This is a genomic window from Bradyrhizobium sp. SOJA106 (assembly GCF_059448745.1).
Genome location: NZ_CM182549.1, coordinates 5,875,380 through 5,900,850, shown reverse-complemented (window position 1 = coordinate 5,900,850; position 25,471 = coordinate 5,875,380). Strand labels below are relative to the sequence as shown.

Here is a 25,471-nt window from a genome sequence, read left to right as displayed (position 1 = left end):
GCCTAGGACTATGCCTAGCTCCTCCGGCTAACGCCGGTGTCCGGTCAAAACAGGGAGCAGTTCACGTCGGCAATACGTGCCTCGTTTGGGCTGTCGATGGTCGATGGCGGATGCGGGCGGCCGCGTTGCTTTGGTTGTTGCTGATATGATCAAATCAACCGGTGCGGCAGCACCACGATTGCGCCCTCGGAGCCCGGCGTCGCCCAATAGTGTCCATCGGGCTGAGGGCGGTCGATCGTAGGGTAGGGACCGTTGGCGGTCATCTGCGCGCCGATTAGTCTGATATTGACATTCAGGCCGAAGCTGTCAGCTATCGCGTCACTTACCCTTTCGTCGATGGTCGGATGCCTGAGGCTGTAGTCGTGAAATGCGCCAGCAAAAGGCAGTGACGGTAGTCTGTAGATATCTGCGATGTCTTGTCGAACTGCCTGATAAAGGTGGTCACCATCGAGGATTGCCAGAAGTATAGGCGTTTCGACTTCGACGTGCGTGAATTGAGATAGGTTGCTGTGATGGACGGTCGCAACGTCTGTCAAGCCGAGGGCGCTGAGGTGTTGGCGCGTGATATCAACTGCGGCATCCCAAACATCCATGGTATGAAGGCGCAATCTAAAAGCCTTGCAGACCGTGGCGAGCTGGACTGTGAGTCCTCCTCGAAAACAGCCGACTTCCACAATGGAACGGTACTGAGTTTCGCCCGAATTCTCGACGAGAAAACGTAGGACGTCTCGCTGATAATCATCAGACGTCCATGAAGAGCAATCCACTGATTTAGAATACAAGCGTACCCGATCGAGCTCCGGCTGGAGGGATTGGTATGTTATCTTCACGGCACGCCCTCCCTGACAGTACGCCTTTCCAAAGGAAGCGCGATTGCTTCGACACGATTATATTTGTTTCGATCGCATCCAAAATGCGGTGGGTTCGGAAGAAGTCCACTTCTCCCGCATCAAGTTGAATTCAGGAAACGTTTCGATCACTGCATCGCGGTGATTTAGCAGCATGTAATTTCCCGCCCACACAATCTCAAAACGGGAATTGTACGCCAGAAATGCCTGAAGTAGATACTGCTCATTCCAGTAAGTCTGTGTGTCGTAATAAACTTTCGGATATGGCAATGGGAGGCTGATATCGTGCACGTGCACAAGCACGCCGGGAGCAAGTCGCGGCAAGATCTCAAGAAACTCATATTGTACGTCACTACCTGAGCGGAGCGCATGGGTGGAGTCGATGAAGAGAATGTCTCCAGCTCTCAGCGAGGTAAAAACGTCCAAAGGAACGTCTTGAACCTTCTTAGCCACCACTTCGTTCAGGCCGGCGAGGCCATTCCTGAAGATGTCCCAAGGGTAGGGATCGATTGCGGTTATCAACGGCATTCGACCAAGCTCTTGGTTGTTAAGCAATGCCGCCTGGCAGGCAAGAAGCGTCGAGTATCCGGTTCCGATCTCGACGATGCGACGCGGGTTGGTCTCGCGTATCAGTGAATAGTAAACATGGGCATCTACCGCCATGTAGCTCCCATTGAGCAGAAAAAAGTCGCCATGCACTTTCGGTTGGGCGATCGGAAAGCGCGACCGAAATTCCGCGAGATAGCGGGGAAATATATCCTTCATTAGCGCGAGCTGCGACTCGACGTTTGTTTCGACCCCGACCATTTGACTGGGCGTCGTCCAAAAAGCATCGAGTCGATCACTGTCGTCAGGAATCGGAAGATAAAAATGTTTGCGTAGCAGATGGAATCCGTTCTCATAGAAGACATCGTGAGCGGGATTGCCCGGCATGGCGGCGAGTTTCGGCGCAATTAAGCGCGCCAACTCGAGTGCCACCGCATCGTCAGGAGCGACGTTAGGATATCGCTTAGCCAGATCCGAGCCGGCCAGCTCTGCCATCCGCGCCAGCATCCTCTTATCGCCCGGTTGGGCGGTGGTGGGAGCCGCAATCTGGTGGCTTTGCGCGAGCCCCCGTCGAATAGCCGGCCCGACTAGTCGCTTTGCAACCCTAATAAGACGCCGCAATATTTCATCTTGACCTCTCCTGATGAACGCAGGAAGCTTGCCGTCGTGATCAGCCATGATGCGATGCCTTTAATCGATCAGATTCTTCGTCATGTCGTAGATCGTGCTCGAGGGACGGGTCGATTTGTCGGCGCTCAAACGTCGATTGGGGACCCTTCGCGTAGACATCTTTGAGCAGACGCTCCCATTGCGAACTCACAGTTGCAACGTCAAAAGTCCTAATCCAGTCTGCCGCGTTCGCAAGTAGTCGGTCGTTGTTCTGACCTGACCACAGCACCTCTTCGATGGTATCTGCTAAGCCGCGTTCATCGCCGGGAGGAACCAAAATTCCCACCCGGCCTTGATCCAGAACTTCTCTCGGACCCGTTGGGCAGTCGAAGGAAATGGGTATGACGCCACTCGCCATCGCCTCAATCAAAACCAGGGAGAACGACTCGAATTTGGAAGTCAAAACCAAACTCCTAGCTCTAGCGAGATAGGGAAAAGGATTCTTCACCGCGCCCAGCAAGTTGACGTTTTCCCCCAGATCGTATTGCTCAATCATGGCCGCAATTTCTTTATCACACTCGCCCTCTCCGATGATGAGGCATAAAAAGTCTTTGCGCCGTTGACGCAATAGGTGCAGCGCCTTGAGTAGATGGTCGTGGCCTTTTTCAGGCGAAAGCCGGCCGAGACTTACGATGAGTGGCACTGCCGGATCGAAATTTAAAGGTTTTTCGGGTGCTTCCAGCTTGAACTTTACCGCGGCCGACAAATTGATCGGATTGTAAATGGTTTGGAAGCGGTCCGCCGGCAGGCCAAACAACGAGATAAGGTCATCGCAGCAGCCGCGGGATGGAAAAACGCACTTTTCTGAGCGCGCCACCGCTGTGTGTAGCAGGACATTATGAACACTGCGCTCATCTTTGTTGGGGAATAGTTGGTCCAAATAGACACTTTCAACGGTGTGAAGCCACGCCAAATAACGAAGCGGTTGGCGGAGTGATGTCAGCCAGGCCACGATGGTTGCCTCTTCCATGACCGAAATCAGTATCGCTCGGTGGCCAAGTGGCCGCACAAGGTCCGCCACATAATCGGCTATACGGCTATACTGGTGCAGTCTAGCATACTGAGATTGCCGCGCGGGCGTAGCGTTTTTCGTCTCAGCCGCCACATGTTCTTGGGATCCTTCGGGAGGATAATCGCTACGCTGATTTTGTCGTCTGCCGTAGCGCAGCGTACGGTAGATTGACGCAATCGTTCGCAAGGCGAGAACGGCTGGTGAGTAAAGCCGGCTTGATTTAATATAATGAAGCTGACGTGGGGACAGCCTGCGAGCGAGCGTTACGATCGACGCGGGCAGTGGAGTAACCGGCGCGGAGGGGCGAACGACGTCCGGTTCCCCTGATTTGGTCGTCGTTCGCGATAGAGCCTCCTCGAATGACTGGGCCACGAGCCCGTTAGAGAACTCGGGCGTATGCGCCGCTTCAAATATCGGGATGATCGTAATATTGAAACGAGGATCAACAAGTGCGTGAACGAGATCGTAAAGCGCTCGTTCAGCCCCTCCGCCATAGAGTGCTCGTGTCAAGAACACGAGCGGAATAGAACCCGAACTCGATTCCTGGATCCTTTGGAGCTCGCTCGGAAAGGCCGTGACCAGGCAGGTAATGATGTTAGCGGTTACTTCGGAGTGCTCGACCGTATTCAAAGGCAGTGTGAGATACTTGGGCGCGAATTGCGCATTTACGATGTCGGAGGACAGTGCGCATCTATGACGGAACTGAAGTGCCAAATGACGGATACGTTGCCCAGATTCGACGATTACAGGGGTCGCGCCGTCGAGCCAATAAGCCGAACTCCCTTCGAGGAAAATGACGGTGCGCCATCCAAGCTCCGTCAGCGTACGAACAAGAGGTCGCACTAAGTCAAGCAAATCCTGGGCGGACCCTTTGCCGTGGACAACTAGAGCAATCTCATCGCCCCTTTTTTCAGCGAAGCGTGCACTCGACAGGCCCAAGCCGTGAAACTGGTTCAAATATTCAGCAAGAGGAAGCGCGGCAGGATCGGATGCCGACAGGAGTTCAAAATATTGGTCCACTGCGATAGCGACCGGATCAAGCGCCCGATAGGTCGTTTGAATACCCTTGCTTGCGAGCGCGACTCGCATGGTCTTCCAGATGAATGAGGCGCTGGATTGGCCCAGACGACGGGCGTTATTCCGACAGATCCATCTCGCCTTTGTTCTAAGCCGCTTGCCCAGAGAGGCGTCTCGCCGTTCGGTTTCGGCGATCCATTCTATCACGCGCCAGACCAGTGCCGAATGCCAACCCAGAGCGTATAAAAATGCCGACTGATCCGCGGTAATCGAGAGAGAATACTCGAGCGCCCGGATCGCCTGCGTCGGATCCGAGAGGTCCAGGAGTGGGAAGAGTGATTCGAAGGATTTCTGATTGAGGAAAAGTATCGCCGCCTTGGCCGTATCGTAGTAGCACGCTTGGGGGAAGACCTCCGATCCCTGTAAGGCGTGGTTGCGATTAGTGACGGTCCATTGATCGATGAAGCGCGCGGGATAGCTCGCCAGAAGACGCAGCCACATGTCATAGTCTTGAGCGTAGCGCAGCGACTCATCAAAGTAGCCAATTTTCAGCCACGCCGAGCGCTCGATGCATATCGTGATGCCGCTGATGTAGTTACGAAAAAACAGAGTTGGAATTTGCAGTTCGCGATCCGGAAGTGGTCCCCATAGCGCATGGTCGCAAACCTCCCGCGTTGACTCCCTAAGGAGCCGAAAATAGGAAAAGAAGAACTTGCAATCTGGAAAATCAGAAATCGCCTTGCGATTGATCTCCAGTTTCTGAGGATCGAAAAAATCGTCGGACGAGAGCCAGTGAATCCAGCGACCGCGAGCTTGACGCAAGCCTTCGTTGAGTGCGCTTGCGACACCGCCGTTCAACTTGTGCGACACGCGGATGCGCCGATCACGACATGCATAGGCAGTTGCAAGTTCCGCCGTGCCGTCCGTCGAGCCGTCGTTAATGACGATAGCTTCCCAGTCGCCGTCCGTCTGGGCAATGATACTATCCAGACAGGCGCCTAAATATTGAGATTGGTTATAAGTTGGGATGATGATGCTGAATGTAGGAGCCGCCATGGCGCACTTCTTCCAAAAGAATTACTCGGGCGATCTTCCGAAGCGGAAGAGGATGGGAGTTCGCGAGTAATAGTGGATTTTACCAGCTATAAAGCCTTGAATCTCTCTCTTCCCGCCAGGGGAGATCTTCAGGCCGGATATCGACCAAGGCTTGGCAAACGGTACGGGCCTACGCGGTCGAATACTTCACGCATCCAGAGTTCCAGGATCATCAAAAGCCATGGTCCGTTCCAAGCCTGGTTTCCGGCAATGAACTGTTGCCTAATGTCGTTCACCACCAAAGGGTCGAACAGGCCTCGGCGCCGCACCGTTTCCAGTGACAGCGTATCGTCAAGTACCGGCCGCAAGGGCCCTCTCAGCCAGTCGGCGAATGGAAGGCTAAACCCGCGTTTGCCGCGGCGGGAGAAAAAGTCAGGGGGGAGAAATTCACGCGCCACGTCGGTTAGAACGCGTTTGACACCGCTCTCATTATAGCTCGCCGATGCGGCAAGGGGCGCGCCGTGAGGTTTGAGCTTGGCGTCCCGGGGCAGCGAGAAAGCGATATCTGCGATGACAGGATCAAGAAATGGAACACGAACTTCAAGGGAACTGGTCATCGATGTAGTGTCGATGTCTCGCAACAATTGATTGCGCGTGTATCCATTCAGACAGAGCGCGCCAACGCGATCGAGAACCTCTGCTAACGGCAGTTCGTCAAGAGGCAATAGATCCGACGCCATTGATTTCCCAGGCGTGATTGAGAGTAGCCCTGCCGCTGTTGTCGGGCCGAAGCAGTGATATAGACGACCGTAGTTTTCCAGAAATTCCGATACGTCGCGGGGGAAGCTGTTTGCTGTCACGAGTGGATTCGCCCCTAGCAAAGCTTTAAGACGCTTGAAAATGCTGGGAGCGACATTTTCTGTTCGGCCCGATCGATTGTCAAAGTCGGGAATCATCCCTGCGAACCACGGATAGCCAGCGAATAGCTCGTCACCACCGGTGCCGGACAGGGCGACCTTTACCTTCTGTCCAGTCCAGTGGGAAACGAAATAGCTGTTCATTCCATCAACGGACGGTTGATCGAGTCCGACAACGAATCGCCGGAGGTGCTCGGCTGCTTGGTCCCCACCGACCACGATCCTCGTATGGTTCGTGTTCAGGAGGTCGGCAATCTCCGCGGCATCTTCAGTCTCGTCTTCCGCTTTGGCGTCGGATTCGAAGCCAACTGAGTAGGTTTCGATGCGCGCGCCGGTATGTCTGGCCATAAGTGCCACAATCAGCGAGGAATCGACGCCGCCGCTCAAAAATGCTCCAACTTTCACGTCGGCAACCATCTGCATTTCGACCGATTGTACAATAGCATCCCGAACGTATTCCCTGATCACGGGATAGGGGCTGCTACGCAAGCCTGCGACACGGTCGACGCCGAACGACCAATAAGAAGAGATGCGGCGACCGGTTTCGTCCTCCACCAACTTATGCGCCGCTGGCAATTGACAAACGCCCTCAATAAGAGTGCGAGGCTGGGTGACAGAGCCGAAAGTCAGCAACGTACGTAGTGCATCCCGATCGATTCTACGCTCTACATAGCCACTCGCCAGGACAGCTTTAAGTTCGGAGGCGAATATCAGTCCTCGAGGGGTTTCGGCATAGATCAGCGGTTTGATTCCAAACTGATCGCGCGCGAGCAGCAGCCGTTCGCGACCTCGTCCCAGGCGGGCGTCATAGATCGCGAAGGCGAAGATGCCCCGAAGTCGGGACAGAAACGCGTCGCCCTCGCGTTCGTATAGGGCAAGCAATACTTCGGTGTCTGAGGTCGAGCGAAATTGCCACCCATCCTTGATTAGTCTCTGGCGCTCTTCGAGGTAATTGTAAATTTCGCCATTAAAGCAAATTCCGATCGTGCCAGCTGTATTAAACATTGGCTGATGACCAGTTGCGGTCAAATCGATGATCGAAAGTCTCGCGTGGCCTAAGGTGACCCTGTCGCCAGCGTACGTGCCCTGATCATCAGGGCCGCGGTGGCGCATCGAAGCAACCATAAGCTGAACAGTCGGCTGATCCGAGACCCCAAAGACTCCAGCAATTCCGCACATTTTTCCAAGACCGGGTTAGGAGGGTGTTAGCGATATTGACCGCGTAGTGCTATGGGGGTTAGCACCGCTCGACCGTAAACGAGACGCCGTGAAAGCCGAAATCGACGAACTCGCGAAGGGCTATCTGAGGATTGCGCTCGAGCCATTCCCGACAGGCTCGCTGCTCGCCACGATCAGGCAGATTTCGAAAGCAACGCCAGTCATCAAATAATAGAACAGTTCCGATACTCAGTCGATCAGTAAGGAAGTCCAGAACTGGAATGGTGGATTCATAAAGGTCACAATCGATCCAAGCCGCAGCAACTTTGCCAAGCTCAGCTGTCCGCTGATCGCCTTTTGCAAGGGACTGATCAAACCAGCCTTTGACGATCTTTACCCTTTTGATGTCCCCTCCCGCTGACGCGACATTGCTCAGAAACGTCTCCGGTGTGCAGGCGAATTCCCCGGCCTTGAACCCGCTCGTGTATCCATGCAGGGCGTCTTGTCCCCTGGGCGTGGGGAGTCCTTCAAACGAATCCAACGCAACAAATTGCATGTGCGGGAACAGTCCCTGCATCGTTCGCATCGCATAGGAGAATGTGACGCCCTGCGAGACACCAAATTCGAAATAGCCGCCCGGAAGCTGTGCGCCAACCAGATAGTCCGCAAGCTTGTCGATGCAGTTGAAGCGCTCTCGATGATAGGTGGCAAAACGCTGTTCCAGATTCGCGACTTGCTTCCGCAGCGCGAAAACCTCTTCACGAAGCTGTTCGAGTTCCTGCTTCAAGTTCATTTCCGAGGAATAAGGCGATCCGGCGCGATGCCACGGAACTTTGCGCTTGAAGATCATAAGGTGTTCGCCCTAGTTATGGTTAGTAAGCGTCTCATTTTGTACTTTCAGGAAGGAATTCACTTTTGAGATCCACAATCCCCGCGAATAGTCGTCCGGCGGCAACATCAAAGAATACGGCGTTTGCCAAATCCATAGTGTCAGCCGTTGCAAATCGGCTACGAACGTCGTTTCCCGCGGCCGTCGTGATCGTCAGATAATAGCTTCCCGCGCCAAGCTCGCATCTAAAGTCAAACAATGCTTGAGCGCGCTCTCCGATGTCCAAGTCGAGAAAACGACCTTGGTCACCGCTCGATGTGCCGTAAATGCCTGTGCCCATCTGCGTTCGTATGATGTAGCCAAGGCTGACGCCCTTCAGAGGACCCCTCGCTCTGCCACTAACGGCAATACGGTAGACCCCGCCGGAGGAGAGTCCACGCACCGGCCGGCCGGCCTGATCGGTAAACTCGACGGATTCAATGGCGAAGCCGCCCTCTTCGACGGGAGGAGCATTCAAGGTTTGCCCCGGGGACGTGGACGGCGCCGTTGTCGCTGCTGCAGCTTCCATCTCCTTGTGCAGCATATCCTCGTAGGACTGCCCGACGACGCGGGGTTCGCCTATCATCGCAACGCGTCCGTGCTCGATCAGGATCGCGCGATCACACAGTTCATAGATTTGAGCAAGGCTGTGGGTGACCAGCAACACGGTAGCGCCGCTGCGAGCAATGCGCCGCATGCGAGCGTAACTTTTGACGTTGAAAACCATGTCTCCCGTCGCGAGGGCTTCGTCCACGATCAAGATATCGGGGTCTATGCTCGAGGCAACTGAGAAGGCGAGGCGGGCAATCATGCCGCTCGAATAGGTCTTGCAGGGCTGGTCGATAAAATCAGCCAGTCCGGAAAAATCGATGATTTCCTGGGTCTTGGCGTCGACCTGCTCGTGGGTGAGCCCCTGCACCAGGCCTCCGATGAGAATGTTCTCGCGGCCGGTCAGATCCATGTTGAAGCCGGTTCCAAGCGCCATGATCGCCGACACTTTGCCTTCAACATCCACGGTGCCGGCATTGGCATCTAGCGTTCCGGCAATGATGCGGAGCAAGGTCGTTTTGCCGGCTCCATTGCGCCCGATCACTCCGACCACTTCACCGCGGTTCACATCGAGTGAAACGTCGCGCAGCGCCCAGAACTCTCTGTGATGTTTCGTGCGTGTTAGCAACTCTCGCAAAATATCCGCGGGGCGCTGATAGATCTTGTAGACCTTGGAAAGGTTACGGATTGAGATTGCGGGATTATTCACAGATAACTACCGAAATAGTGTTGGGTCGAGGAGAACACCCGCGCGCCAACCACAAATGCCAGGAGCGACAGCAATGCGGATATGGGCCAGGCCCAGGGATGATTGATTGCTCCATAGAACAGGGCGTCCTGGAAAGTAAGCACGGTCGATGTGAACGGATTCATCAGCACCAGTATGCGCAATTTTCCGGGCACGGTGTCCAGCGTGTAGAAGATAGGCGACACGTAAATTCCCACGAACGCGAAGACCTGCACGATGTCCTTTAGGTCGCGCAGGAAGACCCCGAGCGATGCGAGAAACAGAGCGATCCCGATGCAAAGGAGCGCAAGCAAGACAAGGAGATACGGCAGGAGTAGATAGGTCCAGTGCAGTGGCCCGACGAATAGCCCGGTATAGAGAGCCAGCAGGCTAATCCCGACCATCAGGATCACAAACGCAGACGGAATCATTTTGATTGGCAGCACATCGAGCGGAAACGCTACCTGCTTGACTAGAGGGGCATTGCTGACGATCAGGCTCGAGCTTCGCGTCACGACTTCCTGTATCACCAGCCAGGGCAACAGACCCGACAGAAGATATGTCGTGAAGTCGTTGTTGACCGGAAGATTGTTGCCCTCCAGCTTCAACTTCAGTACTTCGCCAAACAAGAACAGGAAAACGAGGACTGTCAAAGCTGGATGCAAAATAGCCCAGGCAGTTCCGAAGAGCTGGCCCGCGTAACGATCGAGCAATTCACGCTTTGCGAGTTCAAAGATGAGTCGGCGATTTCGAGACGCGCTCCGCAGCAAGGTCAGACTGGAATGCCACCACGGAGAAAAGGGGGATCGCGCAGCTAACAAGATCAACTCCTGGTCCAGGCAAGGACGCCGTCTATTGTGATAACTGCGATCGATTACTTTAGGTTTGCCCTGTTTGCTCTGAATGTTCCGGCTGTTCAAGAGCGTCTTCTTTCGTAATATCGGGTCATTGTCTCGTAATGGCTGTTCACCGTTAATACGATCGCAGCCAGTATTTCCAGTTTTACGGTGGTAAGATGAAGTGGGCCGTCAGGGCTGGAGTTGTTGCTATTGCGATCGGCCATCTCAGCCTTTGCTGTGTCGATTTCTTCTGCCGAAGCAATAAGGCTCTTGAGGGCGCGATCGAAAGTCTTTTTGCGGGCTGCGATGCGCTTGCTATCCCGCCAATTGGCTATTTGATCTGACAGCCGAGACAGCCACGCCAGACGGTTGCGGCGGTCCGCCGCTACGCCCTCCTCGTGCGGCACCGCCTCGGCCGCGAACGGACGTGCCGTCATCATGATTGTGTGGCCGCCAACCCCATAGATATAGGGTATACCTCTTTCCTCCAAAACATCTGCAACCCAATTGATTCCCTCGCTATCCAGATTGCCTAGACCGGCGGCGGTGCGGCCCAGTAGGGCGGGCCAGCCATTCGCCTCCCAGACTTTCGGTAGGTACCCCGGCCACAAGACCTTGGGGAGCGGCTCGAAATAGGCATTGACTGAATGAAATCCGGCCAGCGGCAAGGCGGCCCGGAATGACTGCTCCGTCCATTTCGTGACGTGGTGAGGTGGCTGCTCGGTTAACGCGTCGACCTGCGTTCCGACAAGTCCGGCGCTGTCGGGAGTTGATATGATCGCGAGCCCTTTGTCGGTCAGCATGGCTCGGATTGCCTTCAGGAGTCGAAAGGGATCTCTGACATGTTCGAGAACCTGGTGGCACACCACGACATCCGCGTGTGGAAGGCTGTCGAATGTGAAATCGTCGCTGCTCCAATCGAGGACTTCAACGCGATGACCACGTGACCGAGCTTGCGCGGCAGCTAGTTCATTGATTTCGAGACCTGTCGCCTTAATGGACGGCATGGCGTCGCGCAGCTGGTTCAAGAAGAGGCCAGATCCACAGCCCACATCGATCACCGAGCGCGCGCCCTCTTTGCGAATCATCTGGAGCGAACGGGAAAATTCCCATTTTTCTTCGGTGTAATACTCCACACTTCCTACGGCGGCATAAAAGCCGGAGTCACCGACGACGATCGGTAAGTACTGGCCAAAGCCGCAGGACTTACACTGATACAGACGGATGGGACCAAGCTTTTCGCTGCTATAGTGATTGAGGGTATCAGCATCGAAAACGACGCCGTTGTTAGACCAGCGCGTCATCATGCGGTCGATATCGACGACTTCCTTCGTCGCGCCGAAGGTGTCCGTTCCGCATGCTGGACAACAGGCGGCGGAACCGGCGCTTTCGTCTTTTGCAGGACTGATCATGGCTTCACGGAGGACACGCGTGCCTCCATTCCTGCAAGGTCCAAGTAATAGGCGATGACCGCATTCCGGACGCGCGAGCGATTGGCAAGTTGATCGACGCGGTCCACGTTGCGCGCCGCTGCCCGATCTACGAGAACATCATCCTGCATCGCCCTGACTAAAGCAGCTGCAATCTCCTCAGGATATAGGTTTTTGGCAAACAGAACATTCTCTTCATTTTTGACGACCGGAGTAATAGTGTCGAGCGGCGAAACGATCGGAAAAGCACCCAAGGCCATCGCTTCCATCATGGAGTTGGGAATTCCATCGGTCAGTGACGGCGCGAGCATTACCCGAGCGTCTGGCAGCATTGCGAGGACCTGTTCGCGACTGATTCGACCATGCAGATTGCAGGACGCCTTGATGTGGTCCGGCATTGTCTTCTCGAACCAGATTTTGACGTCGCTCTGGACGAGCCAGAGCATCTCGAATTTCACCGGCGCGATCCGGTCCCATGCGAGCCGGATGGCCTCGAAGACAGGTAGTGCTTTTGCAGAAATCGTCTCATATGTCTTGGGCCATAATATGGTTCGCGGTCTTTTCGAAGGTGGAAGCGACCAGGTCGCACGCAACGCCGCAACGTCGAGCCCACCCGGTCCCGAGACAACGCCGAGACCCGGCGATTGGGCTTTGCTTTTGTCCAGCCCAAGTTTGATGGCATCTTCGTAGTTGATAGAGTTATCGGCAATAAGGTGATCGCATTGGGCAAAGATGCTTTCGATTCGCGGCCGATGGTCTGGATCGTGCTGGTGAAGAGCGAGGTCCGGCCCGCCACGCACCTGTACCACCCATCGCCCGATCCCCTGGATTTCGGGATGAAGCTTGCGAGTTCGATCCATCAGGTAGGACGCCGCATCTATGCCAAGGCTGTGTACAACGTGGGGGCGCCAGCGTAGGATGGCATCAGCCAATTGACGTTCAACGGAAACTGGAATTAGCGGTGCAGGCTTACGGAGGAATTCCAGCCTCCGCGGTGCCGGTCGTATCATTGTTGGTGGCTTTCGAAATGCAGGATCTAGCATCTCGGGAACATTAATGGTCACATATGTTCGGACGCGCCAGTCCGCCGGAGGAATAGCCGATGGCAGCGCGAACAGTCGGGTGTTGATCGGTGAGCCCCGGAGCAGATCGATCCACGAGTGGGTGTGGGAGCTTTCTGGCCATCCGACAAAGAGGACCCGTGGTCCATTGGGGTGATCGTCCGCTTCGAACATCGAAGCATCGGGAGATTGCCGCATCACGACTACTCGCAGTTTCCAACTGGAGCGAGCAACCGCGCATGCTCCAAGAAAGCGTAGGTCAGGTCAAGGTCACTCATCATCTGGTGCGGCCGGTCTGTCTAATTGAGCGTCAATCCGCCAGCGGGCCGGCGTACGAACGACAGTTCCCGAGATAGCTCGCCGCTCGCACCGTTGGAGACGTAAACAACATCATGTCTTATGTGAATTAAGTTCATGTGTTATATAATCCAGCTTAAGAAGCACGTCTCTTGTTTGCTTGACGTCGAGAAGTTCGGTGTTGTCGGACGTGTAATCGTCCATCTTAGAAATGCTCTGCTCGCCCTCGACGAAATACTTATTGTAATTAAGGTCACGATCGTCGGCTGGGATACGATAAAAGCGCCCCAAATCTTCCGCCCTCGCCATCTCCTCGCGGGACACGAGCGATTCGTATTTCTTTTCGCCGTGTCTCGTTCCGATCACTTGGATCGGAACCTCGCGTTCAAGGACCGCCATCACGGCTTTCGCCAGAGTTTCGACGGTGCAAGCTGGTGATTTTTGAACAAGAATGTCTCCCTGTTTGCCGTTTGCGTAAGCAAAAAGCACAAGATCGACCGATTCTTCGAGTGACATCAGGAAACGGGTCATTTTCGGGTCAGTGACGGTGATAGGTTGATTGGCCTTCACCTGGGACACAAAGAGAGGAATGACGGACCCGCGCGAGGCCATCACGTTGCCATAACGGGTGGCACACAGCACGGTCCTCCCGTTCAGTAGTCGCGCCTTGGCGACTGTCAGCTTTTCCATCAACGCCTTGCTCATGCCCATGGCGTTGATCGGGTAAACAGCCTTGTCCGTAGATAGGACGACTACACGTTCAACGTGACATCGCAGGGCGGCGTCCAGGACGTTTTCAGCGCCTAGGATGTTGGTCCGTACCGCTTCGAGTGGATAAAATTCGCATGAAGGCACCTGCTTCAACGCGGCAGCATGAAAAACGAGATCCACACCCATCATGGCGGTCGCAATGCTGGACGGCTCGCGGACGTCGCCGATGTAGAACTTAACCTTGTCGTTCTTCAGTTCGATCCGCATATCTTCTTGCTTTTTTTCATCGCGACTGAAGATGCGTATCTCGCGCACCTGCTCATTGAGGAAGCGCTTCAAAACTGCGTTGCCGAACGAACCTGTTCCTCCGGTAATGAGGAGTACTTTGTCTTTCAAGTCCATGGTTCCAGCCATCATGAGGGTTGCTCTATCTCGAGAATGCGAAAAAAAGCCGTCTTCGAAAATGCATCTCGCGATTAACGTGCGGCATGCATCTGGCTCACGAGTTCGCGCCAGGACGGTGCGGAATATCCGGTAGCCGCATTGAAGCGCGAGCCGTCGAGCGATCGGTCAATCGTGACGGAGTCGTCCGGAATGATTTCAATCCGCTTGCCGTAGATTTCTCCGACAATCTTGAGGAGTTCGAACTTGCTGATGGGCTGCGACGCCACGTGCCACAGGCCGCTAAGGGTTGGATTGGGAATGACCAAATCTCTTATGACCCGGGCGAGTTCGACCGTCGGAAATCCGGTGTAAATCGCCCGTCGATAGCCGGATACCGTAGGACCCGGCTGGTGAAGAAACCAATCGATCAGCGAGACACAACGACCCATTTCATGGCCAATGATCGATGTGCGGAGCGTAATGGCGCGAGGGTAGTTGATGACCTCGCCGAGCAGCTTTGAACGCCCATAAAGATCTTGCGCATCGGGGTGATCGCTTTCGCGATAGCCACCCCGGTCCCCGGAGAATACACAATCTGTCGAAATCTGGATAAGGCGCGCATTTGCTACCGCGCAGAGCTCAGCCAAACGGTGGGGGAACAACGAGTTTATAGTAATCGACGTCAGCGCCTCCTTCGACGCAGCCAATTGCTTGATGATTCCGACGCAGTTGATGACGACATCAGGCTTTTCCTGAGCGAGGACCCGGATGACCCCGTCGGTATCGGTGGCGTCAATGCCTCCCACGATAGTCGCGTTGCGATGGCAAGGAAGCTCGTCCAGGCCGCGAAGCGATCGCGCGGTGCCTGTGACGCTGATTCCCGGTGAGGACGCAAAGAGGCGATAAGCAGAGCTTCCAAGCATTCCGGAAACTCCAACAATTAGGATTTTTGTCATGCGGCAAGCCTAGTTTTGTCCGTCTCTGCACCAATTTGGGGGGGAAGTCCAATCCCGGCGGTAATTGGTGCCCGGTCAGACACATCCTCAGTCTGGATAACCAAGAAATCTCAGCACGCTCTTTTGCATGCTGCGCAATGTGAAATCCGCAAGGAAGGCGGCGTGGGAAGCTATCACAAGTCGAGCATAGAGGTTAGAATCTTCGACGAGGCGAGTTAGGCCGTCATAAACGGCCGCTGGATCTGCCGCGCGGCAGACCAGGCCTGCGCCGCGATCGTGGAGATAGTGCGCCGGCGACGCGTAGGCGGGACCATGAAACAGGATGGGTCGACCGGCGGCCAGATAGGTCGGGATTTTTGACGGAAAGCTGAGCCGCGCCACCTCCTCCATCTCGGGCGAGAACGGGTAGGGGCAATAGAGAATATCACACGTCCTGGAGAGGAAATCGACGAGCTCGCTCTGGGCCATCCAGCCGAGAAATTCGATGTTGGCCGAGGGGGCAATCTGCATCTCCGGCCGCGCGTGTCCGGCAATGCGAACGACAACTTTGCGCCCGCCTACGTGCCAACCCGCATAATCCAGCGCCATCATCAAATTGCGCCACTCCGGCTCGGCGTAGAATTGTCCGATCATCCCGATTGCCAGTTCATTCCCCGTTCGCAGCGCCGGTTGCGGCTGGTGCGCAAGAGCATCGTCCAACGAGGCAATCACCACATGGCATGCTGTGCCATACTTCTGCGCATATTCGCGGGCCATCGCCCAGGAAGCGGTTGCGCAGGTCTCCGCCTGGCGCATTGTCTCGTCGAATTTCGCCAGATCGATCCTGCGATTAAGTCGATCGACACCATGGGCCTGTAACCACCAGCCCAATGGATCCCATACCTGAGCTCTCAATGGTATGTCTAAGCCCTTGGCGACGGCACCCGCCATCCGCACCATTGTTTGTCCCTGTAGCACGGCCCACAGCGAAGTCACGCCTTGCTGCCGGCCGTATTCGATCGCTTGCCGGATCAAGGCAGGTGACTTGGCATAGCGCCTGAAGGCCTCGGTCGCTATTATCTTGGCTCGATCTAGCGGAAATAGGTTTGGGATGCGCCGATTGAATTCGTCGGGCTTTTGAACCATCTGGGTTGGAATCTTGACAAGATCCGGATAGGGATCGGGCCGAAGATGTCGATTTAGAACGCAGAAGATCGCCAGCTCTCCCGGGGGCACGAAGCGGCACATTTGTGCGGTGACAATCCCCGCGGTGAGATTGCTGGATGGTGGGATGTCGGTGAGTAGGAGTGTCTTCATTCTCGGTCCGCTCGGCTTGTCCGATGGCTCGCCACCGACCCATACAGTTCCGACAGACGCCGGGCGAACTCTCGCTCGTCGTAGAGTCGCTCCGCGAGCTCGCGTCCTGCGACCCCGCGTCTCAGGCGCTCGTCCTTGTTCTCGACAAGGAATCGGATTGCCCTGGCGAGTGCCTCGTCATTTCCATTAGGAACTGCCAGGCCTATGGTTGGGGCGCGGGTAACATCGGGCAGGGACGTCCCGTCGAATACGATCACCGGCTTGCCGCATGCCATAGCCTCGATAGCCATCATTCCAAAGGCCTCGCTCACCGAAGGCATCACGAACAAATCCGCGGCTCGATACGTATCCAGCATGAGGTCTTCATCGTGTATCCATCCCAGATCGATGATCTGGTGCCTGCCGATGAACTCGTTAAGTTGGCCTCGAGCGTGCGTGGTCACGACGGCAAGGGGAACGCCGATCGCTGTGAGCCGCCGCAGCGCGCTAACGAAATGATCGAAACCCTTATAGGGACTTAACGGAAAAGATCTGACGCCGATTACAACACGGTTGGGCAAGATGCCCAATCGTTCACGCGCAGCGGCAACGTCACCGGGCACGAACTTCTGCAGATTGATGCCGAACGGAATCACGTGTAGCGGCTTATCGCGCGTGACGGGCGATTGCTCCACCATGCGGCGCATCGAATCCGAGGCGACGACCAGCTCCACCTTCATCCGCTGCAGAATACTCGCCTTCCATTTGAATTCTTGCGCCGTCCGATCTCGATGCATCGCGAACGGAAGATCGAGCCGCGGGCAAGCGCCGCATCCTCCGCGCCAGCGCTCGCAACCAAGCGGATAGATGCAATGTCCGGTGAGCGGCCATTGATCGTGCAAAGTCCAGATCGTTGGTTTTAGGCGACTGAGCATAGGAAGCGCGTCGAGGCTAAAATAACCATCGTGCAGAATATGATAATGGACCACATCGGCTTCCCGAAATTCGCGATGCAGTGGAAGTAAAAAGGATTGCCACTGGAGCCGAGAATGAATCGAGAAAAAACGCTCGAGCCGTGCCAATAACTGCATGGCGAATCGACTGCCAAATAGGTCGAAAAAACGGCTTGATGCAGAGTCCTTGCTGATCTTGTTCCAAACCAGATGTTGGGACCGAATCCCTTCATCGGCAAGCAGGCCACGAATGTCGAAGCCGTTAAAGCGGCTGCCAATGACGTCGGACGAATTGACCTGGAGAACCTTCATTGCAACACACTTAAATCGACGCATTTTGCATGGTCGAACGTCTGTTCATGACAGACGCGCTTCGCTGACATAAAGGCATCAATTGTCCAACGCGATCTGATTATACCCGAGGCGAGGATCGCCGCTTCGCGTAGTAGCCCTCGTTGAGGAGGTTTTTCACTGAGGAGTTGAACGTGAAGTATCACCTTTGCGAGCTTGCGACGTGCCAGACGTCCAACGAGTGGAATAAAATAATGATCGAAGTTCAGGCGCGCTGCCTGGTCGATCCGTGGGTTCAAGCGCACACTGGTGTGGATCGCCACGTGAAGAATCTCGAGAGGCACGGTCATTGGCGGCGTAGCTTGACGACTGACGTCATAATCGCGAGGAAGTCGTCGCGGGCTCGCTTGACACTGAACTGACACGCTAAGACCGAAGCGTTCGCGACAATACGTTTCCGCAACATGTGGTCGCTCGCGATCCTGAGGAGCGCTCCGGCCAGCTGCTGCGGATCCGGCGTATCCACGACTACACCGGCCTCGGCGTCGCGTATCAATTCCGTGACAAACGATCCGGCTGGCGCGTGAACCAGAATGGGGCGCCCCGATGCCAAATATTCTCCTAGCTTGGCGGGGGCCGAAGATCGGATCACTTCGGGAATGGGTGAATCGAATGCCAGAGGCAGGAACAAGATATCGGCAGATTTCTGCAGCGTGATCGCGGTCGCGTGGCTTGCCTGCGGGTGTATGATCGCGTGGGGACTCGCAAGGTCCTTGGAAACAAGATCCGAACCGTATTGCCCGGTATATATGTCGATCACAAAGCGGCCCTGCAGGTTACCAAGCGCCACCACTAAATTGCGAAATGAGCTCGCTTGTGCGGAATAAACCGAACCAGTATAGAGCAGCCGCCATACTGAGGCATCGTCGCTGGAGCGTTCGGTGGGAAATTCATCGACTGCCGGAGCGACATCCGACCCGACCGGATTTCTGACAATCTGAACGTTACGACGGGGCAAGCGTTTTTCTATGTCCCTCGCCAGCACTTCATTTGGAGCAATCAAAGTGGCTGCACCGCGACTCCACAGCCGTTCGGAGAGGCGCGAGAGGCTGCGATATGAGCCACGTTCCCACTGATAGACTGGGTCGTCGAAAAGATACGCAACGAAAGGGATATTGAGACGCCGCGCAGCTAGATAACTCGCAGGCAGGTCGAACGGATTGCCGCTGCAGCCGATGATAATGTCGACTTGGTTTTTCTGCAGGGTCCGCACGATTTCACCGGCCCTGATCGCGACGGTGCTTGCAAGGCCTCCGCCATGGTTCAGCTTGACTGCCAGCCTTCCCCAACGGCGCGTGGTGAATTGGAACCGAGGCGGCGACAGTTCGAAATGGAGGCCACGGTGCGCCTGATCGACTTCGATAATGTTCATCTGATCGGTCAGGAATATTGGCGGCGCGAACATCTCTGGCGTTGTAATCTGGCCCAACACGCGTGCCTGGCCGTTTGCCGACGGCGGTGCAGCCGTCGTTACGATGGCAAGCCGGAGCGGGCTGGCAGGTTCCCAGTATTCGGGTCTTGCCGTTTCTTGTGTTGAAACCAGATTCATTGCTAGTCCGAGGCTTTGGAGGCAATCGTGCTACCGATTCTCGGGGCCGGAAGATAGCAATTTTTGTCAATCGCTTGCGATGCGAAACGGTCCCCTTTTCTCGAAGCCTGACCGTAGGGGCCACTCAGGCGCCTGCGCGGCGTGGTGCTTGGAGGCGATGGAAATCCGTGAATGATGCTGCAGCAAGTCCCGGGTGGGCCCAGACGACAAAATGGGCCTTTCCGCGCAGTGTTCTCGACAAGATCGCACGCGACCACGAGGCGGAATTGCAGGTCTACGGACTGCACGATAATGTCGGGCACTTTCGCCGCCATTTTGCCTACGTGCTCAAAAGTTACGGCGGGATGAAAGCCTGCGACACCCGGATTAGGCGGGACATCCTTGATCGCTACGACAACAGAACGTTCTCACCGGAAAGGTTGCTGGATCTCGCGCTCGACGCTGCATCGTGTTCAGGAAGAAGCCCTGACGTTGCTGTTCTTCGGCTTCCAGATTCAATCGAAGAATAATCCGGATGATGTAGAACTGGAGCGATGCTGTCATTCCTTCCGCGACAAGCAATTGACGTATGGTGAGGCGACTTGCGATCAACCGACGAAGTCATTGAAGAGTATTTCATGGTTGAGTTGTTCGATGGGCAAGATAGGAAAGTGCCTGTTCGTAAAAGTCTTTCATGCGGGGGCGCAAAACCTCAAGCGAGAGTCTTGATTTTATGATTTCGAAGTTTTCGATGGCGGCAGCATCCACCAATGCATCGTCCATCAAGGCAGATTTGAAGCTCGAACAAATGACCTCAAAATCGTCTGGCGGGATCGCAAAACCGGTTCTTTCGTGAATGAACCACTCCTCGCAACATGAGGTGTTGGTTTGGATGGGAAATGCACCCATCGCCATCGCCTCAAGAACAGAAGTCGAGATAGCATCGGAAACACTGACGCCCAGATATATTCGTGCTTTGGCAAAACATTCCAAAATCTCATCGTGTGTCGCCGAGTCAATTACTTTAATGTTCAGAATTCCTGAGTTGGCGAGTTCGAAAGCGCGAGCTTTTGGTCTAGCGCCAACCGAGAACAAGATGATGGTGTATTCCCGCAAAGATTTGGCAAACCGCTCGAGCACAGCAAGGGACACCATCGCGCGGCCTGCAAAGTGATCGTAACCTTTCACCATAATCACCTTGCGCTGAGACGGGAGCGTCGCTCCCCGAAGTTTGAGCACATGTGTTATGTCCATGCCACCAGAGTTAGGCAGCACTGGGAGGTCGGGACCTTGATAACCGAAAGCTCGCCCTAGCGCGAGATCGCGGTGACACTCGCACGAGTAAAGATCGATGGTCTCGCACACGCGCCTGATTTGACGGGCATGCTCGGGATCCCTTCCGAAGTAAAAAATGTCACTTCCCCAGTTGGTCGCGAGCCAGCCTGGAAACTGAAATGTAGCGTGATCGCGCGCGGCCAGTACGAGGTACGCCGAATGCTGAAATTCCATTGAATGAATCAGATCTGGCTTAAGCTCTTGTATCAAAGACGCCAGCACCTCCGGTCCGTGGATGCGCGTCGTTGCCTGGGGGCTTTCGTTTTCTCGTCCAAGACGGACGGATTGCGCTTTCGCTGGGGCTCTGCGGACAATGCGATCAACCGGAAAGCTTCGTATCGTAATCTTGGAGCCGCCACCTAAATTGCTCAACGGACGTCTTTTTTTTGCAAAGGCCAGGAGTTTTCGCTTAAGCCGAATGAGCGCCTTGGTTGGATTATCAAGCGCGAGACGCGCGAGCTGAAGACCCTTACTTATCCACTCCTCAGCGCGAACGGCGGGCGGCGAGGCTGCAAGGACTGGAATATGCAGCGTGAGATTGCGCAATTTTTCGTGAGGTGACCCCGCCTTCACCGGGAAAAGGTGAACATCGAAATCAAAGCCGTCGAGCATCTCGATCCAGCGGGCGGCGTGAGGACTATCGTGCATGGCAACAAATAATATTCGAGGACGACGTGACATACGAAGGCTGCGCCATGCGTTGAGTATCGGAAAAGATTGTCGGCTTACTGTCCGAACATCGAGCTCGGCATAGGACCGTGGGCCCTTTTACGATAATAGTGAGGACCCATCAACGATGCATGCGCAACCGGCGACCATTCTCCTTGCGCAGCAATGCTACTTAAAATAGCGGAACATGATAATACAACATATGGAGCGCGAGTTTCATTGCGTTGTCGGATGAGGTCTTAGTCGCCGGAGATCGAAGCTATGGTTTGTGGAATCCCTATGTGCTAATTTAGCGGGATCAGCGCTGCCGTTGCATTCCTGGCCCTTGTCCCAGCTGACGAACGAGAACGATCCCCGCCATTTCACGATCATAAGTGAGCCGAAGGACGATGCGCCGGAGCGGTTAGCTGATACCCTATGCCTGCCCTGCTGGGATGTATGATCCGGGACGTCGGACCCGCATCAGCAGCGGGCACCCAGACGGATTTGTCACCATCAACAGGCCTGCGCCTTCTCTTCAATGAAAGTTCTACTCATAACAGATGTACCGCCTTGTGACGATTTCACCGCGGGGATCGTCCTCTCTGCGATGGTGAGGTTTTTGCCCCGCGGCTCAATCTGCTGCTTTGCGGTCGTCAATCCGGCCCACCCGTTTCGGATCTCGCAGGAGTTTGGTGGCGTCCCTGTCGAGTTCCACTCAAAACCCTTGGAGAACTGGGCTTGGTTGCCCCGGAACTTTCCGCTGGCCAAGGTTTCGTCTGTGGTATCGCGGGCGGGAGAGGCTTACGCCAGCAATTGGTCCGTTAAATCGCTTGTCAGCAAAGCTATCGAATTTGGTCGCAGGCAGCAGGTCGATCGAGTTTGGGTCGTCTTGCAGGGACAGACGACGATTCGAATGGCAATTGCAGTCGCGCAAGGGCTGAATGTTCCGCTTTACACGCAGGTTTGGGACCCGTTTAGCTGGTGGGCTAAGGAGAATTGCATCCCCCACGACACGGCCCGCGAAACGCAGGAACTATTCGATACGACTATCGCAAGAAGCGTCGGTGTTGCGACTGCTTCCGATGCCATGGCAAAAGCCTATCGGGTTCGATTTGGTGTCAAAGCTGTCCCTGTCATTTTAAGCTACCCGCGGGCCTTGGCCCGTTCGCCTTCGACTTTTCCGCGTGTTGGCTCATCTATTTCGATCGGGATGGCGGGCCAATTTTATGCAGCCGACGAATGGTCGAGGTTGATTGCGGCCTTCGAGGCTGCGAATTGGATGGTCGGTGAATGCAGCGTCAGTATCGTTGCCATGGGGGCAATTCGGCCGCCATCCCTGCCGGCAAATCGTGTGACATTTCTTGGTTGGAAATCGCAAAAGGAGGCAGTGAAGTTGCTTGCTGATTGCGATTTTTGCTACTGTCCATATCCTTTCGCCCCGTCCATGGAAGAAGTTGCCCGACAGAGCTTTCCGAGCAAGCTGGTGCTCTACCTTGCTGCCGGTCGACCAATCATATTTCACGGCCCAATCTATTCCGCTGCTGCTCAGTTCGTCCGCGAGAAAGACTGCGGTATTCTGGCCACCAACTTGTCGACAGAAGGTCTCTTAGATGAAATGGCGCGGCTGGTCGTCAATCGACAACGTTATTCTGAGATGGCCGCGAACGCACGGAAGGCTTTCTTGGCTGATTTCGTCCTGGAAACTATGGCGCGCTCGTTTGACGATTTCATCGACGCGGGGGCTAACGGCGTGATGACCCTCAACGATCACTCAAGGCACAGTGGAGATGAACGCCGCCCCGATCAGCTGCACGCGTCGATGCGGCGGTCGTTGTTCTCGCTAGCGGTCAAATACTCAAAGGTTGTCCGGAGAGCTCTGGTAAAGATGAGCGTGCGACGTGCATAAGGAATCCGGCAATACGGTCACCACTGTCGTGTGTGATGCGAGTAGGTCGGGTGCCGGAATGGCAAGTGTTGCTCTTACCGTGCATAAGCTCCTGGAGCGGCGCTTAAACGCGGATATCGTCGTTGGACTTGCGCCGGAACGTCCAACGAAAAATTTGCGTGTTGTTGGCGTGAGAGGTGGCGGCTTTCGCGAACTTCCTGACGGCTCGATGAGTAGTGTGGTCCACATTCACGGATTGTGGACGCCATTTGAGTGGCGTGCTTATCGAGAAGCAAAGGCACGAGGCGCGCGTTTGGTCATTAGCCCGCATGGATCGCTGGAGCCCTGGGCGTTTAGACATAAGCGGGTGAAAAAGTTGGCAGCGTGGATGCTGTATCAAAAAAACATCCTGCAACAGGCTGATCTGCTTGTAGCCAGCACCGATCTCGAACGTGATCATTTTCGTGACCTTGGATTAACAGCGCCCATTGCGGTTATTCCCGTGGGAGTCGACACCAGTGATCGTCCGGCAGATCTATCCCAGCCAAAAACGTCTGATCGAGACAACGTCGTGCTTTTCCTCGCCCGCCTTTCGCCCAAGAAGGGCATTCCCGATCTTTTGGAGGCCTGGAGCACGATCGACCGCCGTGGCCATGAGCTTCATATTCACGGCTATGGGGCAGCCTCTTATCTCAGGCAGCTTGAACGCCGCATCTCATCGCTCAAGATCGGGCTTCACGTTAAACTATGTGGCCCGTTGTACGGCGAAGAAAAGTGGAGAAAACTGGAAAGATCGTCCATCTATGTTCTTCCTTCGTATAGTGAAAATTTTGGGATCACGATTGCGGAAGCTTTGTTATCGGGCCTTCCGGTTATTACGACCAAAGCCACTCCGTGGGGCGAGCTGTCCTCAAGAAACCTAGGATGGATTGTTGATAACGACGTAGCCCAGTTGGGCGACGCGCTGAGTCGTGCACTTTCCACGGATTCCAGTCGCCTTCGGTCAATTAGAAGTCAAGCTCGAGATTACGCTCAGCTATACACGTGGCCGCCGATCGCAGATCGCTACGTCGAAGCTTACAACTGGATTACGACACAGTGCGGGACCAGACCCAATTGGGTGACGACGGCGACGTAGTTGCAAGGGCCTGGTGACTCAATCTGCGTTGGCTAGAAGAAGAATAGTTGAGTAGCGGATTTCGATGGCAGCGTCCTTCAATACTTTCAAACCACCAGCGGGTGGATGCGACGTTCAATGCGTATGCGCGAAGCATATGACGAACCGGCTCGCCAGCCGCGCTTTTCTCATTGGCGAATTATCGGGCATGATTGAACGTAATCGCGGTCTCGAAGGATCACGTGGAATAACCTCGTTTCATTATTGCGGTCCATACATGGCGACGTTTCGAGGCGAGAACCCGAACGCTATCGGGTTTGAGGGATGGTCCGATCCGTTCGATAAAGTCATGTACTGGCTCTTTCGCTCTCATCACGGTGTTTTTTTCTTTTAAGTGGATTCCTGATTACCAAAATCGCTGAGCGAAAAGACTTCCTATTTTGCGTTCGTCAGCAATCGGATGCTCCGAATCTATCCAGCCTTCTTGCTTGCTTTGATGATTGCAGCGCCGTGAATTTTATTGGGTGTGGATCGATTCCTCTCTGGCGATGTCGGATTCGATCTAGTTTAGCGTGCCGGGCATCGTATTTAACAATGTTGTTTGGTCCCTGTTCTACTAAATGGCGTTTTATCTGAACCTTCCGCATGTACTCATGCTGTCGCAAAGGTTCGCGATTCCAGCCGTCGGCGCGATAGTCACGGCCGGCGTCATTTTCGCTTATGGTCCGGCCCTGATTGGATTTTATTCCGAATTTTTTCTGTTCTTGTTTGTCGGCGCGTCGATCGGAACGCTTTCGTCTCCTGGAACCACGATGGTCGCAGATGCCTCTCCGGACTCGATAGTCGTGCTGCTCGATTGCGCTGTCGGATGGCTGATGGTCGCGGGATATTGGCGACCTCGCAGTTTGTGTGTCTGTTTGCGGGGTCGGGCTTTGAAATAGTCCGCAAGGCGCTCGTCGGCCGAGGGGGCTTGCGCGGTTCTTGCATGGTCGCCGCTGGTCATGCTTGGGGGGATCTCCTATTCGTTTTATCTTCTGCATTCGGTTGCTTTGGTCGGGCTGTTTAGGTTTTGGTGGCGCCTTTGGTTTCCGCCTTTTGGCACAGTGGGCAATGTTCTTTATCTGGGGACGATCGGCTTTGTCGGTGCTGTCGGGCTGGGATGGGCCTCGTTCACCCTGCTAGAGAGGTTCTACTTAGGAGTCGAGAACCGGTCGCGGTGACTGCTGAGAGCATTTGATCGGCGCATTCCAGCGAGCCCGAGCCGACGATATTTGCCCCTTGGGATCCGCCAGCGGGGTATCTGATTAAGTCAACCGCGCCGCCGAATGCGTGTCGATGTGGCTCGCTTGAAG

General features: G+C 55.0%; 20 protein-coding genes. 3 read left to right on the top strand and 17 right to left on the bottom strand.

Annotation, left to right across the window (positions count from 1 at the left end; translation table 11 throughout):
- Positions 1 to 149: 149 nt before the first annotated feature.
- The 15 genes from AC5V87_RS27755 to AC5V87_RS27685 form a co-directional block, all read right to left on the bottom strand.
- Entirely contained in the window at positions 150 to 830 is a 681-nt protein-coding gene (locus AC5V87_RS27755; RefSeq protein WP_495368332.1) for a class I SAM-dependent methyltransferase, read from the bottom strand.
- A gap of 57 nt (positions 831 to 887) precedes the next feature.
- Positions 888 to 2,072, bottom strand: coding sequence for a class I SAM-dependent methyltransferase (locus tag AC5V87_RS27750; protein ID WP_495368331.1), 1,185 nt, complete (start codon positions 2,070 to 2,072; stop codon positions 888 to 890).
- Complete coding sequence (locus tag AC5V87_RS27745) at positions 2,065 to 5,148, bottom strand: glycosyltransferase (protein ID WP_495368330.1); 3,084 nt, start codon at positions 5,146 to 5,148, stop codon at positions 2,065 to 2,067. The genes AC5V87_RS27750 and AC5V87_RS27745 overlap by 8 nt, the downstream gene beginning before the upstream one ends.
- A 128-nt stretch (positions 5,149 to 5,276) precedes the next feature.
- Positions 5,277 to 7,169, bottom strand: a complete 1,893-nt coding sequence (gene asnB / locus AC5V87_RS27740; protein WP_495368329.1) for an asparagine synthase (glutamine-hydrolyzing) — start codon at positions 7,167 to 7,169, stop codon at positions 5,277 to 5,279.
- A gap of 112 nt (positions 7,170 to 7,281) precedes the next feature.
- The gene (locus tag AC5V87_RS27735; RefSeq protein WP_495368328.1) at positions 7,282 to 8,052 is read right to left on the bottom strand and encodes a TylF/MycF/NovP-related O-methyltransferase; all 771 of its coding nucleotides are present in this window, start codon (positions 8,050 to 8,052) and stop codon (positions 7,282 to 7,284) included.
- A gap of 34 nt (positions 8,053 to 8,086) precedes the next feature.
- Positions 8,087 to 9,328: an ABC transporter ATP-binding protein gene (locus AC5V87_RS27730; RefSeq protein WP_495368327.1), complete on the bottom strand. Its 1,242-nt coding sequence runs from the start codon at positions 9,326 to 9,328 to the stop codon at positions 8,087 to 8,089.
- A complete protein-coding gene (locus tag AC5V87_RS27725; protein ID WP_495368326.1) occupies positions 9,325 to 10,266 on the bottom strand; it encodes an ABC transporter permease in 942 nt (313 codons plus the stop codon). The genes AC5V87_RS27730 and AC5V87_RS27725 overlap by 4 nt, the downstream gene beginning before the upstream one ends.
- Complete coding sequence (locus AC5V87_RS27720; protein WP_495368325.1) at positions 10,263 to 11,597, bottom strand: class I SAM-dependent methyltransferase; 1,335 nt, start codon at positions 11,595 to 11,597, stop codon at positions 10,263 to 10,265. The genes AC5V87_RS27725 and AC5V87_RS27720 overlap by 4 nt, the downstream gene beginning before the upstream one ends.
- Positions 11,594 to 12,547, bottom strand: a complete 954-nt coding sequence (locus AC5V87_RS27715; protein ID WP_495368324.1) for a glycosyltransferase — start codon at positions 12,545 to 12,547, stop codon at positions 11,594 to 11,596. The genes AC5V87_RS27720 and AC5V87_RS27715 overlap by 4 nt, the downstream gene beginning before the upstream one ends.
- 519 nt (positions 12,548 to 13,066) lie before the next feature.
- Positions 13,067 to 14,101, bottom strand: coding sequence for a polysaccharide biosynthesis protein (locus AC5V87_RS27710; RefSeq protein ID WP_495368323.1), 1,035 nt, complete (start codon positions 14,099 to 14,101; stop codon positions 13,067 to 13,069).
- 59 nt (positions 14,102 to 14,160) lie between these two features.
- Entirely contained in the window at positions 14,161 to 15,024 is an 864-nt protein-coding gene (locus AC5V87_RS27705; protein WP_495368322.1) for a dTDP-4-dehydrorhamnose reductase family protein, read from the bottom strand.
- Between the two features lie 87 nt (positions 15,025 to 15,111).
- The gene (locus tag AC5V87_RS27700) at positions 15,112 to 16,320 is read right to left on the bottom strand and encodes a glycosyltransferase family protein (RefSeq protein ID WP_495368321.1); all 1,209 of its coding nucleotides are present in this window, start codon (positions 16,318 to 16,320) and stop codon (positions 15,112 to 15,114) included.
- Positions 16,317 to 17,564, bottom strand: coding sequence for a glycosyltransferase (locus tag AC5V87_RS27695; protein ID WP_495368320.1), 1,248 nt, complete (start codon positions 17,562 to 17,564; stop codon positions 16,317 to 16,319). The genes AC5V87_RS27700 and AC5V87_RS27695 overlap by 4 nt, the downstream gene beginning before the upstream one ends.
- Entirely contained in the window at positions 17,561 to 17,866 is a 306-nt protein-coding gene (locus AC5V87_RS27690; protein ID WP_495368319.1) for a hypothetical protein, read from the bottom strand. The genes AC5V87_RS27695 and AC5V87_RS27690 overlap by 4 nt, the downstream gene beginning before the upstream one ends.
- Before the next feature lie 23 nt (positions 17,867 to 17,889).
- Complete coding sequence (locus AC5V87_RS27685) at positions 17,890 to 19,152, bottom strand: glycosyltransferase (RefSeq protein ID WP_495368318.1); 1,263 nt, start codon at positions 19,150 to 19,152, stop codon at positions 17,890 to 17,892.
- A gap of 167 nt (positions 19,153 to 19,319) precedes the next feature.
- On the opposite strand from AC5V87_RS27685, the gene AC5V87_RS27680 reads away from it, so the two are divergent.
- A complete protein-coding gene (locus AC5V87_RS27680) occupies positions 19,320 to 19,661 on the top strand; it encodes a hypothetical protein (RefSeq protein ID WP_495368317.1) in 342 nt (113 codons plus the stop codon).
- A gap of 106 nt (positions 19,662 to 19,767) precedes the next feature.
- Here the strand turns inward: AC5V87_RS27680 and AC5V87_RS27675 are convergent, their stop codons facing one another.
- Entirely contained in the window at positions 19,768 to 21,147 is a 1,380-nt protein-coding gene (locus AC5V87_RS27675) for a glycosyltransferase (protein WP_495368316.1), read from the bottom strand.
- A gap of 508 nt (positions 21,148 to 21,655) precedes the next feature.
- Between AC5V87_RS27675 and AC5V87_RS27670 the strand changes: the two genes are divergently transcribed.
- Complete coding sequence (locus tag AC5V87_RS27670; protein ID WP_495368315.1) at positions 21,656 to 23,023, top strand: glycosyltransferase; 1,368 nt, start codon at positions 21,656 to 21,658, stop codon at positions 23,021 to 23,023.
- Positions 23,016 to 24,140 carry a glycosyltransferase gene (locus AC5V87_RS27665; RefSeq protein ID WP_495368314.1) on the top strand — a complete coding sequence of 375 codons (1,125 nt, stop codon included), beginning with the start codon at positions 23,016 to 23,018 and terminating at the stop codon, positions 24,138 to 24,140. Before AC5V87_RS27670 ends, AC5V87_RS27665 begins: the two co-directional genes overlap by 8 nt.
- Positions 24,141 to 24,861: 721 nt before the next feature.
- Here AC5V87_RS27665 and AC5V87_RS27660 read toward each other — a convergent pair.
- Positions 24,862 to 25,122 carry a hypothetical protein gene (locus AC5V87_RS27660; protein ID WP_495368313.1) on the bottom strand — a complete coding sequence of 87 codons (261 nt, stop codon included), beginning with the start codon at positions 25,120 to 25,122 and terminating at the stop codon, positions 24,862 to 24,864.
- Between the last annotated feature and the right edge of the window lie 349 nt (positions 25,123 to 25,471).

Bases quoted from the DNA above. Each gene is read 5' to 3' on its own strand.
- AC5V87_RS27750 (WP_495368331.1), bottom strand. From the start codon at position 2,072: ATGGCTGATCACGACGGCAAGCTTCCTGCGTTCATCAGGAGAGGTCAA.
- AC5V87_RS27745 (WP_495368330.1), bottom strand. From the start codon at position 5,148: ATGGCGGCTCCTACATTCAGCATCATCATCCCAACTTATAACCAATCT.
- asnB (WP_495368329.1), bottom strand. From the start codon at position 7,169: ATGGTTGCTTCGATGCGCCACCGCGGCCCTGATGATCAGGGCACGTAC.
- AC5V87_RS27735 (WP_495368328.1), bottom strand. From the start codon at position 8,052: ATGATCTTCAAGCGCAAAGTTCCGTGGCATCGCGCCGGATCGCCTTAT.
- AC5V87_RS27720 (WP_495368325.1), bottom strand. From the start codon at position 11,597: ATGATCAGTCCTGCAAAAGACGAAAGCGCCGGTTCCGCCGCCTGTTGT.
- AC5V87_RS27710 (WP_495368323.1), bottom strand. From the start codon at position 14,101: ATGATGGCTGGAACCATGGACTTGAAAGACAAAGTACTCCTCATTACC.
- AC5V87_RS27705 (WP_495368322.1), bottom strand. From the start codon at position 15,024: ATGACAAAAATCCTAATTGTTGGAGTTTCCGGAATGCTTGGAAGCTCT.
- AC5V87_RS27700 (WP_495368321.1), bottom strand. From the start codon at position 16,320: ATGAAGACACTCCTACTCACCGACATCCCACCATCCAGCAATCTCACC.
- AC5V87_RS27695 (WP_495368320.1), bottom strand. From the start codon at position 17,564: ATGAAGGTTCTCCAGGTCAATTCGTCCGACGTCATTGGCAGCCGCTTT.
- AC5V87_RS27685 (WP_495368318.1), bottom strand. From the start codon at position 19,152: ATGAATCTGGTTTCAACACAAGAAACGGCAAGACCCGAATACTGGGAA.
- AC5V87_RS27675 (WP_495368316.1), bottom strand. From the start codon at position 21,147: ATGTCACGTCGTCCTCGAATATTATTTGTTGCCATGCACGATAGTCCT.
- AC5V87_RS27670 (WP_495368315.1), top strand. From the start codon at position 21,656: ATGAAAGTTCTACTCATAACAGATGTACCGCCTTGTGACGATTTCACC.
- AC5V87_RS27660 (WP_495368313.1), bottom strand. From the start codon at position 25,122: ATGACCAGCGGCGACCATGCAAGAACCGCGCAAGCCCCCTCGGCCGAC.